Source organism: Raoultibacter timonensis (assembly GCF_900240215.1).
Taxonomy (GTDB): Bacteria; Actinomycetota; Coriobacteriia; order Coriobacteriales; family Eggerthellaceae; genus Raoultibacter; species Raoultibacter timonensis.
In genome coordinates, this window is record NZ_LT964679.1 from 176,569 (window position 1) to 193,682 (window position 17,114).

General features: G+C 57.0%; 12 protein-coding genes. 10 read left to right on the plus strand and 2 right to left on the minus strand.

Going from position 1 to position 17,114, the window contains the following annotated elements:
- Positions 1-64 precede the first annotated feature (64 nt).
- From C1722_RS00740 to C1722_RS00770, 6 genes are all read left to right on the plus strand, one after another.
- Positions 65-4,330 carry an SMEK domain-containing protein gene (locus tag C1722_RS00740; RefSeq protein WP_102377568.1) on the plus strand — a complete coding sequence of 1,422 codons (4,266 nt, stop codon included), beginning with the start codon at positions 65-67 and terminating at the stop codon, positions 4,328-4,330.
- Between the two features lie 515 nt (positions 4,331-4,845).
- Complete coding sequence (locus C1722_RS00745; protein WP_219724259.1) at positions 4,846-5,802, plus strand: XamI family restriction endonuclease; 957 nt, start codon at positions 4,846-4,848, stop codon at positions 5,800-5,802.
- On the plus strand, positions 5,799-7,286 hold the full coding sequence (locus C1722_RS00750) for an Eco57I restriction-modification methylase domain-containing protein (protein ID WP_102377569.1): 1,488 nt from the start codon (positions 5,799-5,801) through the stop codon (positions 7,284-7,286). Before C1722_RS00745 ends, C1722_RS00750 begins: the two co-directional genes overlap by 4 nt.
- Positions 7,287-8,122: 836 nt before the next feature.
- Complete coding sequence (locus tag C1722_RS00760) at positions 8,123-8,368, plus strand: helix-turn-helix transcriptional regulator (protein ID WP_102377571.1); 246 nt, start codon at positions 8,123-8,125, stop codon at positions 8,366-8,368.
- Between the two features lie 8 nt (positions 8,369-8,376).
- Complete coding sequence (locus C1722_RS00765; RefSeq protein ID WP_102377572.1) at positions 8,377-9,189, plus strand: hypothetical protein; 813 nt, start codon at positions 8,377-8,379, stop codon at positions 9,187-9,189.
- Positions 9,190-9,647: 458 nt separating this feature from the next.
- Complete coding sequence (locus C1722_RS00770; RefSeq protein ID WP_102377573.1) at positions 9,648-9,887, plus strand: hypothetical protein; 240 nt, start codon at positions 9,648-9,650, stop codon at positions 9,885-9,887.
- A 513-nt stretch (positions 9,888-10,400) separates the two neighbouring features.
- On the opposite strand, the gene guaA is transcribed toward C1722_RS00770, so the two are convergent.
- Positions 10,401-11,996, minus strand: a complete 1,596-nt coding sequence (gene guaA / locus C1722_RS00775) for a glutamine-hydrolyzing GMP synthase (protein ID WP_102377574.1) — start codon at positions 11,994-11,996, stop codon at positions 10,401-10,403.
- A gap of 399 nt (positions 11,997-12,395) precedes the next feature.
- Here guaA and C1722_RS00780 point away from each other — a divergent pair, with 399 nt between their 5' ends.
- Positions 12,396-12,812 carry a helix-turn-helix domain-containing protein gene (locus C1722_RS00780; RefSeq protein WP_102377575.1) on the plus strand — a complete coding sequence of 139 codons (417 nt, stop codon included), beginning with the start codon at positions 12,396-12,398 and terminating at the stop codon, positions 12,810-12,812.
- Between the two features lie 182 nt (positions 12,813-12,994).
- Here the strand turns inward: C1722_RS00780 and C1722_RS00785 are convergent, their stop codons facing one another.
- Positions 12,995-14,626, minus strand: a complete 1,632-nt coding sequence (locus C1722_RS00785) for an FAD-dependent oxidoreductase (protein WP_102377576.1) — start codon at positions 14,624-14,626, stop codon at positions 12,995-12,997.
- A 229-nt stretch (positions 14,627-14,855) separates the two neighbouring features.
- Between C1722_RS00785 and C1722_RS00790 the strand changes: the two genes are divergently transcribed.
- From C1722_RS00790 to C1722_RS00800, 3 genes are all read left to right on the plus strand, one after another.
- The gene (locus C1722_RS00790; protein WP_180994962.1) at positions 14,856-16,346 is read left to right on the plus strand and encodes a helix-turn-helix transcriptional regulator; all 1,491 of its coding nucleotides are present in this window, start codon (positions 14,856-14,858) and stop codon (positions 16,344-16,346) included.
- Positions 16,347-16,398: 52 nt separating this feature from the next.
- Complete coding sequence (locus C1722_RS00795; protein WP_146040569.1) at positions 16,399-16,629, plus strand: hypothetical protein; 231 nt, start codon at positions 16,399-16,401, stop codon at positions 16,627-16,629.
- Between the two features lie 15 nt (positions 16,630-16,644).
- On the plus strand, positions 16,645-17,114 hold a 470-nt coding region (locus C1722_RS00800), incomplete at its 3' end, for an undecaprenyl-diphosphate phosphatase (RefSeq protein ID WP_146040670.1).

The following is a 17,114-nucleotide window of genomic DNA, read 5'->3' on the forward strand; positions in this document are numbered from 1 at the left end:
GGGGTATAATCCCTCCATTAGGTTTACGTTGGCCTTATATTCGATAATCTAAAGGGGGTGAGACATGGTGGTTCTCGCTAGGTCTGTGAACTTCGATGCTGCAAACAGGTTGCTCACGATGATTAACCAAGGGGCTGCGCAGGCGACATCTTGCAACCTTCAATCCAATCCGGTCCACCTCGAGGATACATATTGTGGTCTGCTCAACTGTCTTTTCGGAACGCAACTTGTCAACACCAACTTAATCCATGAGAATTATCCGGGTATCGATCTCATCGACGAGGCGTCTTTGCTGTGCGTGCAAGTTACCGCCGACACATCAGCAAAAAAGGTGCGGGACACTCTTGCGAAACCTATAATGAAGACGTTGGCTGAGAAGGGTTACGCGCTCAAATTCTGTTACGTCGGCGCACAGAATAAGAACGTCAAGAGACGGAATCCGAAGAACCCTCACGGCATCAAGTTCGATGCGTCGTTCGATTCCATCCTCACCACCGACATCCTCTCTGCGTTCAACCACCTTGATATCGGCTGCCAAGAGGAGGTCATCGCCCTGCTTAGACGGGAGGCGGGCGAAAGCTACGTGATCAATGCGGGCTTGATGCGAGAGAAACTCAACCGAGCGATAAAGCAGCTTGGGCAACGTTACACGCCGGCTGCAAACGTCGAGACGCCCGACATGATGCGCCTAGCCGCCCTTGTGGGCGATGAGCTGTTCAGAAACGACCTTCTCATGAAGGCCAGAAATGCCGCATCCGACATTAGGGGTCTGACACGTCTCGACGTTGATGTGGCGGACAAGGATGTCTTGACCACGGTGGTAGAGTGCTTCTCGCCTTTAGTGGAGGTGCTGGCTGCTATCCCGGATGAACACACGAAGCGGGCAGACTTCGAAGAGTGGGCGCTACGTCTTGATGCGGCCGTGGGTGATTGTTCTCAATACCCGCCCTCTTGGTATGGGAGGGTCAAGTCGAGAAGCAAACTAGCAAAAGCTTTCGAGGATGCTCGATACCGCGCGCGGACTATCGAGAGCGCTTGTTGGTCCGGGGGAGTCGAGTACTTAAACGGCAGGCGTGTCCTCGTTTGCGGGGAGGCGGGTATCGGCAAGTCGCATCTTCTGGCCGACCTTTGCGAAAGGGAGCTCACAAAGGGGAATGCTGCCGTATTGGTGCTCGGCAGCCAGTTTTGCACAGAGAGCTCCTCCGAGGAATCCATCCCAAACATCCTCGGGCTTTCGGGATCTCTCGACGACTTGCTGGCTGAGATGCAGCGCTACGCCGATGCGAGGGAAGGCGTCGCAATCCTTGCCATCGATGCGCTGAACGAGGGGAGGGGTCGCGCTATCTGGCGTAACTCCCTGATTTCGCTATTAGAGAAGGTCGCCCGCTATCCATCCGTGAGGCTTGTGTTATCGGTGAGAACCACCTACAAAAGAGAGGTCCTGCCCGAGGCGTTTGCGAACGGCGAAATCGGGATTATGGAGTGCGAAGGCTTTGGGCGGGTCTCATCCATTGCCCTAGAGACCCTGTGCGACTACTATGAAATCGCCCGCCCAACAATGCCGCTTATTGGCATGGAGTTCTCTAACCCGCTGTATCTCAAGCTGCTCTGCGGTTATCTCCACGATCGCGGGGGTCGTTTCACGACGAACGTCGAGATGGGCGATCTTGTTACGGCGCTCCTTTCCGACGTCAACGACAGGCTCGCCGATTCGCAGAAGATCGGCTACGACAGAAACGTTCCACTCGTCACATGGGCTGTTCAGGCAATCGCATGCTCAAGTGGGTTCTCCTACGGCTCCATAGGCTACGAGGAGGCTGCCGTTGCGGTTGTTGGGGTAGTGCGGGACTACATTTCACCTCCGGGCTCCTTTTTGGAGGGCCTTGTCTCTGAGGGGTTGTTTAACGTGGTCGATGGATGGGGCAAAAGCCGCCTCGAGTTTTCATACGAGCTGGTTGGGAACTACGTTGCCGCTTTGATGATTACGGAGAAGGCTAAAGAGTTGCAGATGACAGGCGCGTTCGGCTCGCGTGCCGAAGCGTTTTCTAGCCTTCTTGGCGCGGATTTCGGCTGGATATCGGGCGACCAAGGTGTTCTGGCGGCATTGAGCACAATTTGTCCAGCGGAATACGAGTGCGAGCTGTTCGAGCTCGGCCTTGATCATGATGATGCATTCTCACCCGTGAGGGAGGCTTTCGTCGAGGGGCTGCCGTGGCGAAGAATCAGCATGATGACATCCGCCATGGATAGATTCATCCGTGGCGAGGTACTTGCTTTTGAGTATTCGATGCGCGAGTTTTTCTCGATGTCGTTTCAACTGGTAACCAGGAACGGCGGTATCGACGCCAAGTACTACAGGGAGCTGTTGCTTTCTCTGCCGATGTCTCAAAGGGACTTTGTCTGGTCATCCACGATTGCACGCAGTGAGAAGGCGAAGTCTTTCGTCGACTGGGTCTGGGAACATGGGGATAGGCTTGACGAGCGGCATGCGGAGCCCATTGCGACCTTATTGGGTCTTTGCCTTGTCGCAACGAACGTCGAGCTTCGCCGCAAGGCCATCAAGGCGCTTGCTCTTGTACTGATGGACCGTCCGAATATCGCCGAGTGCCTTTGGGACGCCTTTTCTGGGATCGACGACGATTACGCCCTAGAGGGCCTCTGCGGGGCAATCTACGGGGCCGCCGTTAACTCAAGCGAGCTTGGCACGTGGTCCACAACTGCAGATAGGGTTGTCTCTGCCACACTGAACGGCGGCAACGCTTATCCCAACGCCGTCGTTCGTGATTACGTTGTGTTGCTGAGCGATGCAGTTCTGGGCTTACGTTTTGGTGACGTCTGCTTGGACGAGCCCTTCGCTTCGCCTTGGCAAAGCGATTGGTATGGGTCGCTCCCGAGCAATGAGGAGATTGACGCCCTTTCAAAATCGTGCAGGGATAGGTACGAGGAAGGGTCCGATGAAGTGTCGGCTGTCCGGTGGCTCGTTCATTCGATGACAACGGAGTACGGCCGTGGTCCCTGCGCCTATGGCGACTTCGGTCGCTACGTGCTTGGGCGCGGGATCTCGGCATGGGCCAACCAGTTTGAAAGTGACCAGCTCCTGAGCAACGCGCTCACTAAGCATATTTTGACGCAATGGTACGACCTCGACCTCCATGTCGCCTACGACACGGAGGTTAGGCGATTCGAAGGCCACGCCTTCTATAAAGGGTGTGAGCGCATCGGAAAGAAGTACCAGAAGATCGCGATGAATCGCTTGATTGCCCGGCTTACGGATAATTTTCAGCCCTACCGCGTCGAGCAGGTTTATCGGAAAGGCTATGAGGAGCATGTCATGGACAGGATCGATCTCTTAAGTGCATCCATGTCATCGGGCGACTACTCTGCTTTCTCTGAAGCTGTCAATGACGATTCGGATTGGGTTATCGGCGAGAAGCGCGAGCTGCTATGCACGAAAGAGGTCGGCTGTGAGCTTCTTCCCCTTCGCTCGCACGATCCGTCTTTCCCATGGAAGTGGTCGACGCTCACGTCCCCTTATGAGCTTACCGAGATTTTCCCCAGTCTTACCGCTCTCGATGGAGACCCTGACGACTGGTGCAAGAGCGACGCCGAACTTCCCATGGTCGACGAGCTTAGAGTCAGGCATTTGAATGGCCGGAGGTTCTATACGCTTGCCGCTTACGTCAATTGGAAGACGATAAGATACGGTAAACGCTGTAGGGAGTCAGCGTGGCTCTCGGGAGCTCTGTTCGTGGACAATAGCGATGTCGATGATGTTTTCGGACATTACTCTGGGCATTCTGCGAGTTTTGCTTTCTCAGACGTGCGTTTCGCTGAGCTCTTCGATGGGTGGGGCTTTGGGTTATTGAACCCCCTTCGCCAGTCAGAGCTTTTTGATCTGGAGAAGAAGGTTACGGAGGCTTCCTATCTCTACAACTGGGGCAGGGATTCAGAGGACATCGAAGGCGAAGGCCCTAGTGTCTACTTGCCCTGTGCGACACTTGTCGACCGTTTCGGTCTGACCCGGCGCGGGCCCTTCAGGTGGGAGGACTCCTCGGGTAAGACCGTGTCTTATTGCTTGGTCGACCAAGAGACTGCAAGCTGCTCCCTGCTCTTCGACGCGAACTTACTGGACGAATACATAGAAGAGACTGGTCAGGCGATCATATGGGACGATTACTTTGAGAAACAGACCGCGCGGCTCATCTACAGGAAGTGGATGAATGCGAAGATCGTGGATGGTCGCTTCCGTTTGAAGGACAGCGACGAGCCGTACTGTGGAGAGGTCATGCGCGACAGCTGGATGAGCGAGGAAGGCTGGCTTGACGCCTGATTGTCGTGTGGCATGAACGCTCCGGCACACTCGGAGGGCGGTTGACCGTGCTGCGGACGAGCCTCAGAGGGGCAGCGCGCCTGGGGTCGGTGGTTGGGACCAAAGATTGAGCAAGCAAGGTAACTGCTGATAGCCGCCATAAACACCTGTCTTGTCGTCGCACCCATCTCTAATGTGGCACTTCCGGAAGTAGGTGTTTGCGTTTGAGGGCGGGGCGTATTCTGGTGGCGTGGAGTGATGCATGCTAGAATTCTTGCATATACAGCATAATATCGAAAAGGGCGTCTTATGGCCTACGTTAAGCTATTAGAGGGCAGTGCATGCATGACTAATTCGCACGTTTTCCCTAGCCGCTAACAAGAACGTGTTTATGGATTTGCGAATCTCGTAAGTGCTACGTGGTCCACCAAAGGAGGCCGCCTCGCTAAGCGAATTAACTGTGAGAAGATGTACATCTTGGGGTTCTGTGGCCAGAGGTCGAGCTTGAGCTTCAGATAAATATGATGGGAGTTATTTTGATCAATGCAGATAAGCCGAACAGATGGAATGAGGACACGCAAAAATCTGTTCTGCAATACAACAATTGGTTCATGGATTTTGCGCCGCAAGCGTATCAATCAGCACGAGAAACGTGTTTTGCCTCTGTCGAAGACGTCTTTATGCACAGCGAGAATCTGAAGAACATAACCGTCGATCTTCTTGTGAGCAATCCCGAGGTCCTAGCAACGTTGCGCATGCTCTGCGCGCCGCCCATTGCACGCGACAGATTGACTGGACTTGCTGATGTTCCTAAAGCGCTGGTTAAGACCATGGAGGGAGGGCGTCTTCCGAGAGTAAACAAGCAGCTGCTGATCGGTCAGCATATTCCAGCGCTCCTTGGAGTAATCGAGCGCCTTCTCGATAGACAGCTCATCAACTGGCTTTGCTCTGAATGTGATCCTTGTGGTATGGATCTTTTTGTGGCGAAGTCCGTTGTTGCCGATCGTCTTTGCGGATGTACGTCGGATCCTATAATTCGGAATGCGCAGGAGAAAAGGCAACTAGCTGTTATTTCAAGCTATCTTAATTCAAGGGGTTATCGACTGATAAACGATCCTATGGTTAGTGCTTTCGAAATGCCTCATGGCACGTATGCATACCATAAGAACGTAAAGATGTTCAAGAACGCGCTCGACGACGGTGACGGTTACGTAAACACGCCGGTGGATGTTGTTATTATGCCGATGGATGCCAATATTCGTAGACCGCTACTCGTGGAATGCAAATCTGCTGGCGACTATGCCAATACGAACAAGAGGCGCAAGGAAGAGGATACCAAAGTTACTCAGTTGCGAGCAACGTATGGAGACATTACGCTTTATCTGTTTCTCTGCGGTTACTTTGACGCAACATATCTTGGCTACGAGGCTGCCAATCATATGGACTGGATTTGGGAGCATCGCGTCGAAGACTTCCAGGAGGTTAACGTATGAGAGACGCCGAACTTGAGCGGCGGCGCCTACAGGCGGAATACGACAATACTCATTCGCAGCTTGAGAGGAATATCAAGGGGCAATTCGCTACGCCATATGACCTCGCTAAGCAAATTGCCTCAGATGCTCTCGGCAGACACGATGGAGCGCGTACGTTCTTGGAGCCTTCATGCGGCACCGGGGCGTTTGTTTCGGCCATACGCGAATGCAACGCCTCAATAGAGATCGTCGGAATTGAAAAGGATCCGGTTGTCAGCAGCGTTGCCAATAAGCTCTGGGGAAACAGCTCTACACGCTTTGTTAACGATGATTTTTTCGATATAGCTCCAACACTCGGAAGTTTCGACTTGTTGATTACAAATCCGCCATATTCACGGCATCATCACTTGTCTTCCGACGAGAAAACGAAATATACCGCTGTGGTAGAACAGCTTTCTGGGTATCACCTCTCGCAACTTGCAGGGCTGCACGCTTACTTTATACTCGCTGGCACATCTCTTCTCAATCCTGGCGGAATTGCGTCCTGGCTTATCCCTGCGGAACTATTCTCAGTGAATTACGGCAGGGTCGTTCGGGATTACATAACAAGGGATGTCACCATCGAGCGAATCCATTTCTTCGACAATAAAGACCTGCAATTTGATAATGCACTCGTTTCGTCATGTGTACTCGTATTGCGCAAAAAGAAGACGGAGGCGTACGATAAAACGCAAATCACTGCCGGCGACTTTAGCGAGCCCAATATGTCAGAGGAAATCCTAGTAAACGAACTAAAGGGGATCGAGAAATGGCAGCATTTTTTTAACAGAGGTGACGATTGCGCCGAGAGCCTCATAGGCGATTTTTTTTCTGTTAAGCGAGGTTTATCGACTGGCGCCGAGTCCTTTTACGCAAAGGAGCGTGCGCATTGGCATGAGCTTGGTATCGGTGACGAATGGCTAACTCCCGTACTGCCAGCTCCACGTTTCATGCACGATGCCGTCATCGAGGCCGATGAGTCCGGGTGGCCGACGGATTATGGGCGCGCGCTTTTGAACATACCGATGGATATGGACGAGGCTTCTCTTTCCGAGGCGGTTAAATCCTATTTGAGAACCTGTCCCGAGAAGGTTAGGAATAGCTATACGGCCAAACATCGCAAGAGGTGGTACGCAATTGAGCAGCGCCAACCAGCTCCTGTTGTTTGCACTTACATGAGCCGTTCGGACAAACAACCATTTCGCTTCGTACGGAACAAATCTAAAGCTGTGGTAACGACGGCATACCTTTGTCTATATCCAAAAATCACACTTACCGATTCTGAGCTCGATGAGTTATGTATATCGTTAAACGACATACCGCCATTAACCCTGATTAAATCTGGTCGTGAATACGGTGGTGGTTTGAAAAAATTGGAGCCGAAGGAGCTTTTATCGGTTCCGTTTGACACATCAGTAGTTTCAAAACCAGCAAACAGTTGCAAAGAAAGAACGGTGGTAAACTAAAACAATTGATTATTTCTACAATGGCTGACAATCTATCAGTTGGGACTGCCGCACATCGAGACCAACCTCAAACGATTCTCATCGTGGAATACGTCAGCATCATTCTCGCCGAACTGATATCTCAATATTCTGGTGCTGCTGGGATGCGTGGGATCCTGCTCAGACGGACGTCTTTGACTGTTGCAAGGCTGCTGAAAGCAGAACGTGTGTGGGACGCCTGCCGCCTCCTTGGCTTTCATTTCGGGGTGTGGGCAGCTCGCATGGTCTTCGCGCCAGCCGAAAACCTTAGCTGGCCGAAATCCTCTCGTTCGATGGCGCTTGGCTCCCATTTTCCCATACGCCTATAGCTTTGAAGTCCTCGAGGATTGAACCGTAGCGTGCAAGCATCTCGTCCAGGCAAGCCGGCCCGCCCACTCCCATCATGAACACAATGGCGCTGGGTTGATGGATCGGCTGCTTCAAGTTCGGATGCCCGTCCCATCCCGCGTTGGTTTCCTGCGAGGCGGTTTTGCCTTCAGCTCCGTCACGGCCTCGCGCGGCGTACAGCGGTCGAAGCCGGCCATGGCTCCGCTCCCTTTGCACATGCAAAGCCTCATTGCACTGCCCGTTAGTTACGGCCACTGTGTCCCATATCCCTTCGCAACGGGGGCAGATAGCTACGTTGTCTGGTTCTCTGGCTGGTGGGCTGGATTTCTCGCACAGGGGTAGGATGCATCCGCTGTTTTATGCTCCTCGTTGCCGATCTTCGTTCCATGCCATCTCCCTGTTGACGAACGTTAGCAATTTGATGGCCAAACCCTACCATCCAGCACTATTGTATCGCATACGCTTATATAATGCCTGAGCGTGATCCGTACATACTTCCCAAGCGCAAGCTTGGTCTGAGAATCTCCCAACTGCGAGATCGGAAGGGCTTGTCGCAGCGTCAGCTCGCCATGCAGCTTGAGCTCGACCGCGTCACTCTCAACCAAATCGAGTCCGGCACTGGCAATCCGACGTTCGAGACGCTGATTCGCATTGCCGATGGCCTTGGCGCGGATGTCGAGGATCTGTTCGAGCGCGACGAGGACTTGGAAGGCTAGAGGCTCGCATGGCGAGTGACGGGGGAAAGCGGCTGAGGAACTCGTTTGACTGCGAGGCTAACCTGCTCGCCCATTTCCGCACGATGTTCGAGCGCGAGCGCTGTTGCCTTGTGCCACAGGACGCTCTCGTCGAGCGTGTCGTCCAGGACATCGTAAGCGAAAAGGGTTGGGAGGATTGTTCGGGCGAGGGCGACCTTCCACCCGACTTTGTGTGTGAAGGGCACGGGCTTATGCTCGAGGCGATGCGTGTGGACGATCACGAACGGTCTGGCGACAGGAAGGGTTACGTGAACCCCTTGCGCGCCCGTGAAAGCCAGATCATCAAAGAGTGCGGACGGGAATTCAGGGGTGTTTTCGCCTTGACAGCTGCCTCTCTTACAATCAACGCTGTTACCGATCTCGAAACCGAGGACGATCACAGCTACCCGAACTACCTCTCCGCCTTTTCAAGGATAGTGGAAAAACATGCCGGTCATGTGCGCAGCTATCGGGAGAACCACCCCGGTCTGAAGCTCGTGTTTTTCGTGTTTGACGAATCCTCGGCTTACTTTGAAGCCGTTGATTTGGAGGAGAAGTGCGTATCGCGGATGGCGGGCGATGTCGTGCGGGGGCGTCCGCACCTCTTCTTTGCCGACAGGGCGTTTCTCGACGTCGTTCGGCGGTCGGGCGCCGACTACTTCGTCTGGTACACCCCGTTCAAACAAAGCAGCCTGTTCGTCGAAGAGCTCAATTTGCCCGAAACGGTCGTGTACGACGTCGGCCGCATCGACGGCCCTATTTTCGAGTACGACCCCCGCCTCATGGCGAGCGCTGAGCTCTAGCCTTTCGGAAATCAAAGTACTCTGTGGCAGGTCCTTAACCTCTTTGCAGGTTGAGGGTCCGCCTTTTTATACGGCGTCCCGTCGAGGAGGGGGCGGTTCTCATGGATAGTGAAGTCGATGGCGCGCAGGAAATAGCGCAAGGGCTGCAGGAGCAGAGCGGAGAGGGGAGCGAGCAAAAGCGCCGCTGCGGGTAGGCGAGGATGGCAGTGCGGAAGGCGGCTATGAGGTGCAGATCGCCGAGCTCGCGAGCGCATGCCTTTTTTGCGACCGGCATTGAGCTTTCTGTTGAAGGCGGTGCCACCTGCGTGGGCGTCTACGGGTTCACACGGGTGATGATGGACCCCGGATAGGTCCATCCCGATTACGAGGACGACGATGACGACGCTGCTTTGCAATCTGCAGCATGCGGCGACCCCGCTGACACCTCGGGTATCTGGACCGTGCAAGCGCACACGCCCATGGGTGACGAGATGCTCACCCTTGACCTCGCTCAAGAGGGAATCCGTCTGCCGGGTAGGCTCTCCGCACTCGGTAACAAGGTCGGCTTCGAGGACGATAAGGTTGACGGCAACGTGTTCTCTCGTCATCAAACTGCGGGTCGTGGAGGCCAAGATGCTCGGACTATCGAAGGCGGAAAGCTCGTAAGCAGGGCGAAGGTTCTGCTCACGTTCACGGGATTCGTGGTCACGTGCGTCTAATGCGCAAGTCTCATGCAGGGACGGCTGCCTGCTCTTTGCGGCGGGCAGCCGAGGCGAGAGCCTTCGGAAAGCGGGGGGCCTAGACACCACTCGGGCCTCTCTGCGCCGGATCGGCCGAGCATCTTGGCCTCCGGCAACAGTCCCCCGAAGTCCTCGCGTATCGCGTCAAGCAGCGCCTCGGAGGTGCGGGCCATGCCATTGCAGATACCCTTCTTCTCGTCGAGGCCGTAGCTATTCGGCTAGTTCGGGCGGACATCCGTGCGAAAGTAAGCTATCTTCTCGTCTTGGTGGAGCTGCTCGATCTTGGTCTCGTCTATCATTGTTCGGGCTCCTTTCCGGGCGCCTAGCGCTTTGGGTTGCGTCGCCGGGCTGGCGCGAATTCCGGTACGAATAATCTCGGAAGGAGCGTTTTCTAGTGTTTCGTAATGGTGCTTCATACTTAGCAAAAAACATTTGAACTGCTGAAACGTTGCTAATTGAGTTGTAGTACTTTGTAGCGTTTTGTCGGTTGATTTATTCCCACTCAATCGTCGCCGGCGGCTTGCTCGTGATGTCGTACGCCACCCGGTTCACGCCCGGCACTTCGGCCACGATCCTGCTCGAAATCTTTCCGAGAACCTCGTAGGGGAGCTTCGCCCAGTCGGCGGTCATGGCGTCGCTCGACTCGACGGCGCGCAGGATGATGGGGTAGGCGTACGTCCGCTCGTCGCCCATGACGCCGACGCTCTTGACGTCGGGGAGCACGGCGAAGTACTGCCACACGCTGCGCTCGCTATTGCGCTCGCCGGTCTCTTCGAACACCGCGGCGTTGTAGGCGTCGAGCTCCTCGCGCACGATCGCATCGGCGTCTTTCAAGATCGAGAGCTTCTCGAGCGTCACGGTGCCGATGATGCGGATGGCGAGCCCCGGGCCGGGGAAGGGCTGGCGGTGCACGATGTGGTCGGGTAGTCCCAGCGCCGTCCCCAGCGCCCGCACCTCGTCCTTGAAGAAGTGGTCCAAGGGCTCGATCAGGTCGAAGTGCACGCCTTCGGGAAACGGGATCAGGTTGTGGTGGCTCTTGATGGTGGACGCCTTGCCGCCCGTCTTGCGGGCGCCGCTCTCGATGATGTCGGGGTAGATGGTTCCCTGCGCCAAGAACTGCACGCCGTCAAGGTCCTGCGCGACGGTGAAGAACTCCTTCCAGAACTGCGAGCCGATGATGCGGCGCTTCTCTTCGGGTTCAACCACGTCTGCGAGCAAAGCTGCGTAGCGATCCTCGGCGTGCACGTGCACGAAGTCCACATCGAACTGGCGGGTGAACACCTCTTCAACCTCTTCGGGCTCGTTTTTGCGCAACAGGCCGTGGTTTACGAACACGCAGGTGAGCTGTCGTCCGATCGCGCGGGCGCACAGCGCCGCCACCACGCTCGAATCGACGCCGCCCGAAAGGCCGAGGATCACGCGCTTGTCGCCTACCTGCTCGCGAATGGCGGCAACCGATTCCTCAATGATGCTTCCCATGGTCCATGTAGGCTCAAGGCCGCAGATTTCGAACAAGAAGTTCTCGAGCATGGCGCTGCCGTATTCGGTGTGGCGCACCTCGGGGTGGAACTGCGTTGCGAACAGCTTCGCTCCTGCGTTTTCCATTGAGGCGACGGGGCAGGTGGGAGTCGATGAGGTTACCGTGAAGCCGGCGGGTACTGCGGTCACGGCGTCGCGGTGGCTCATCCAGACGGTCTGCTCGTCGGGCGTGCCTGCAAGCAGCTCAGAGGCGCCAGCCCGCATGATCGAGGCGGGACCGGATTCGCCCGCATCGGTATGGCCGACGGTGCCGCCGAGCGCGACGGCCATCGCCTGTTGCCCGTAGCAGAACCCGAGCACGGGTATGCCGAGCTTCAGTATCTCAGGGTCCAGCGTGGGGGCGTCATCCGCATACACGCTTGCAGGGCCTCCCGACAAGATGATGGCCGAGGGGTTCTCGGTGCGCATCTCTTCGGCGGATATGTTGCAGGGCACGATTTCGGAGTATACATGCAGATCGCGCACGCGGCGGGCGATGAGCTGGCCGTACTGGGCTCCGAAATCGACGACGACGACTTTCTGATCAGGCGAGGTTGCTGCAAGTGTCACGGGTGCTCCTAATCTTTATACAACTGGGTGCACGCTGACGGGTCGGATGCCCGCAGATCGCGTGCCGAAAAATAGCAACACTATAGTACACGAACGTTTCCGGTCGGTTTCGTCGCGTGCGCAAGCGTCACGCCATTTCCTTTTCAAAGCCATGCTTCGTTGCTACCCGCCATCATTCCGCAATAAGGGCGCTCGCCCAAACGCTGAAGCAGCCCGGGGAAACAATGCGTACCTTCGGTCGCTCGGCATCCTGAACCCAGCCGTTTACGCAGTTCACCCCAAGGTAAACCAGAGGTCTACCCAACTCAACTGGCAGTCGCCCGGGCGAACTTGCAAGAAGTGATACGATGCGATTGCTGCATAAGCGGCGAACCCGACCCGAAACCGAGGAATGAGCCCATGAGCACCCAAACGCTTGGAGCGATGATCGCGTCGCTGAGGAAAGAACACGGAATGACCCAGCTTGAGCTGGCGGAGAAAATGGGCGTGACTGACAAGGCCGTCTCGAAATGGGAGCGGGACGTGTCGTGTCCGGACATCAACCTGCTGCCAAAGCTCGCGGAGGTGTTCGACGTCTCGGTCGACCAGCTCATGCGGGTCAAGTCGAAATCGCAGGCGGGCGGCATCCGAAAGGAGGCGGAGCGCATCATCGCGCTCGCTTTCAAGGCGGTCGCCTTGGCGATGGGGGTGGCCGTGCTCGTGCTGTCGATATTGGGGTCGCTCGACATGCACACGGGATTCACTCTGCTGGGCATCGGCCTGGTGTGCGTGGGGATAACGCTCTTCTCGGGCCAAGCCAGCGGCAAGGATTCGTAAGCGGAGCCCGCGCGCCCGCGATCCCGCAGCCACGCAACCCTCAGTACGCGACCCGGCGAAGGGGGCTTCCGCACGACGCACTGCACCCGTCACCGCGCGCGGCCTGGCGAGAGGGATCCCGCCGGGCCGCCGTTCGAAGGAGCGGCCTCCCAGGTTCGCCGGGCCGCCGCTTGCATTAACCTCTATGCGGTCACGCTATCGAAGTCATCCATCATGTCCTTGATGGAAAGAACGCCCAGGATGAAGCCTCGCCCGATCGAGCCGCCGGGAAGCACCATGGGGTACTCGTGGCCGTAGAACGATCCGCCGCAGTCTCCTGCCGCCCACAGACCCTTGATGACGTCGCCGTTGTTGTTGAGCACGCGGCTGTGCTCTTCGACCTGCAGGCCGCCGACGGTCGCGAGCACGCCGGGAGCGCGCTTGATGGCGTAGAATGGGGGCTCCTTGATGGCGTTGTAGCCCATGAACTCGCCCTTGACGCCGAAGTCCTCGTCGACGCCCTTCTCGCACAGCTCGTTGTAGCGCTCGACGGTCGCAAGGAAGGTCTCCTTGTCGATGTCGTAGGCATCCGCCAGGCCTTCAAGCGTGTCGGATTCGATGATGGCCCCGCCCTTCACGGCCTTCGCCCAATCGTTTGCGGGGTCGGCTGTCTCGCGGCTGTGGCTGTTGGGGTTGGGCATGTCATCGATGTGGTCCATCCAGTGCGAATCGGTGATTTGGAAGGCGAGCTTCTCGGGCTGCGCCGCCACCGCCTGCACAACGCCCTGGTAGGGTGCGTCCTCGTTGCCGAAGCGCTCGCCCTTCTTGTTCACGCGCAGCCACGGGATGCCGGAGAAGGGCGCGTTGCCCTCGGGCAGCCACGTGGGGTCGAAGTGCATCATGAGCGCGTGGGGCGCAGGCGTGATCTGCGCGTTGATCCACGAGCCCATCCTCACGGCGTCGCCGGTGTTGTTGGGGGCTCCATGCATGTTGTGCACGCCGAGCAAGAGGGGAGCGTAGCATTCGAGCATCTCCTCGTCGTCGGAGATGTCGCCGCATGCCATCAAGACGCCCTTGGAGGTGTTGACGCGTACGTACTCGCCCTTCTTGTTCTGCCCGATGACGCCGGTCACCGCACCGCTCTCGTCGGTGATAAGCTGCACGGCGGGCGTGTCCCACAGCATGGTGGCGCCTGCGGCTTCGGCCTTGTCTCCCATGAGTTTGAGGAGCTCTGCGTACTGGGCGTAACGGGTCGAGAAATCGTTGTCGACGTACCATCCGAGGGTCTGGCCCTTTTCGACGACGACGGGGGTCAGCTCCGTGGTGTTGTCGAGGATCCAGTTCATCACTTCGCCGCCGCGGTTCAAAAAGTTCATGACCAGCTTCCCGTTGTCGCGGCCGTTCGAGATCTCGGCGAAATCGGCGTACAGCTTGCCGGTGTCGAACGGCTCTCCGCCCGATTCGAGCCACACCTTGTTGTTGATGGCGTTGGCGCACCAGCCGTTCGAGATCGCGGCGTTTCCCTTCTGCAGAACGACGGTGTTCAGCCCGTGGGTGGCTGCGTACATGGCCGACGGCGCTCCGGCAGCGCCCAATCCGACGATGCAGACGTCGGCGTCGTAGGTCTCGACGAAATCGGTGATGGGCTCGGGCTTTTTAGACCAGCTCCACCGTCCGCCTTCCGTTGCGGTTGCCGCGCCGTCGGACTTCTGCGTATCCTCGGCAGATGCCGAAGGACTCGCGGGCGAGCAGGCGGCCAAGCCGGCTCCGGCGGCAACGGCCGCACCGCTTGCCAGTGCTCCCTTTAAAAAACTGCGCCTCGAAAGATCCCTCATAGTAGCCTCCGTTCCTCTAAGCGTCCCCCGTGCAAAATCCCTGTTTCGTGCTATAACGTTTGATCGTGCCCGGGGCGCTGCGTATCCCTTTACGCAACAGGTAAAAGGTTAGTCACCCCGTGCTTTTTTGAAATCGCAACACGCTGCTTCTTCTGGGTGATTTCTCGGGGATTTTGTCACCCTTTTGCAGAAAAGTTGGGTTATGCGACCGGATATGAGGGTGGTGCAGATGGCTCGGGAGACCGTATCGTTCAGCATTCAAGCCGAAAAACTGTGGAAGAGCTTCTTCCCGGTTCCGTTCTGTTTTATGGGAATGGGCATCTTTCGCGTATGGACCGAAACCCTGTATGCCAACTCGCAAGTCGATTTTCCCGCGCTTTCTTTCGGTACATTGGTGTCGTTTTTCGATGCCTACGCGCTGTTCGACTACCTCTCGGCCTTCATTCTTGTCCTTTTAGCGGTTTTCGCCAAAAGAATTGCGCCTTTGTACACGCATCCGTGGGCGATCGTTGTGACGTTCGTGGCGATGATAAGCGCGGTGTGTATCAATTTCGCATCCATCTACTATCCCGAGCTGGCGTCCGCCCTCAGGCTGCCGGCCGTCATATCCGGCTCGGTCGGCGTTGCGCTCATCCTCATGCTCTGGTCGGAGTTCTTCGGCTGCATCAATCCTGTGCGCGTTGTCGGCTACTATGCTGCAGGCATCATCGTCAGCTGCATCATCCTCTGGATGTTCAAAGGGCTTTTGCTGCCGTGGCTGTGGGTGGGGACGTGCGTCGTGCCCGTGGTCTCGCTTCTGTGCCTCTGGCGATCGTACACGAGGCTGCCCTTCGATGCGTACCCGCCCGCATACCAGCACGACTTTCTCTTCCCGTGGAAACCGGTGCTGGTTATCGGCATCTACTCGTTCGTGTACGGCATGCGCGGCGGCGTTTTCTCGAACACCCTGTCGATGAACTCCGGCATGGGCGCGTTCGCGGGCGCGCTCGTGGTGTATCTGCTCGTGAGCCGATTCGGCGAGAAGCTCGATTTCTCGTTGCTCTGGAAGATGGCCATGCCCCTCATGATCGTGTCGCTTGCGCCCTTGGACGGGGTCGTGGCCGAGTGGTCGACGATCGCGGATTTCTGCGCGTTGGCGAGCTACACCATACTGCTGCTGCTCATCATGGCCATCATGAGTAACCTGTGCTACCGCTACGGGGTCTGCGCGCTCTGGATCTTCGCGATCGAGCGGGCCATCCGCATGGCGTCGTCCCAAACGGGACGGCTCGTCGGCGAGAACATCGTGAACTCGACCGCGCTCCCCGATTTCGCCCAGTCGCTTGCGCTGGTGGTCATGGCGGGCTCGCTCGTCGCCGTCATGTGCGTGTTCTTCTCGGAAAAGCACGTCACCTCGCAATGGGGCGTAGTGCTCAAGCATCCCATAGCCGACGATCTGGAACTCTACATGGAGAAGAACCGCCTGGGCATCAAGTGCAAGGAGCTTGCCGACGATCACGGCCTCACGGCGCGCGAGAGCGAGATCCTGCTCCTCATCGCCCGGGGAAAGCACCTCTCGCAGATCGCCGGCGAGCTGAGTATCAGCAACAACACGGTGAAGACGCACATCCGCCACATCTATGCGAAGCTCGCCGTCAATTCCCGAAACGAGCTCATGGCTTTGCTGGGAGTCAAGAAGCGGTCCGCGAAGAGCGCAGAGAAAGACTCCATCCCAGGATGACATCATGGTGTATTTTTCGCGGCTTGCGGGGTCGTCGTGTACAATGCAGCGCATGGACAAAAAGCGAGTGGAAATAGACGAGGATAAACGCAAGGACCTGCACGAGTCCTTCAATAACCGCATCTCGTACGTGTGCAAGCTCGCGGCGCTCGTCATCGCCGTTGTCGCGTTCGGGTCGGTCATCCTCGGCCAGGACGATAAGACGTTCGTCATCCTCGGCCTGTGCGTCTCGGTCGCCCTGCTCGCCATCTCATCGCTGCAAGACAATTCCGGCAAAAAGTAAAAGGTATTCAAACGTATGATTATCGAAGCGCTCAAGGCCTTCCTCATCGGCATCGTCGAGGGCATCACCGAATGGCTTCCCATCTCGTCGACCGGCCACATGATCCTCGTCGACGAGTTCGTCAAGCTGCAGGTATCGGAAGAGTTCCTCGCCCTGTTCCTCGTGGTGATCCAGATCGGCGCCATCCTCGCCGTGCTCATCCTGTACTTCCACAAGCTCAACCCCTTCTCGCCGCGCAAGAGCGCGCCCGAGAAGAAGAGCACGTGGCGGCTGTGGGGGATGGTCGTGATCGGTTGCATTCCCGCCGCGATCTTCGGCTTCGCGCTCGATGATTGGGTAAACGAGCACTTCTACAACAAGGTCGTCGTGGCCGCGATGCTCATCTTGTACGGCATCGTCTTCATCGTGCTCGAGTGCCGCAACCGCAAGCGCTTGCGCCAGGCCGAGGCCATGGTTGCCGCCCCGCGCGGCCGTCATGCGCGCGT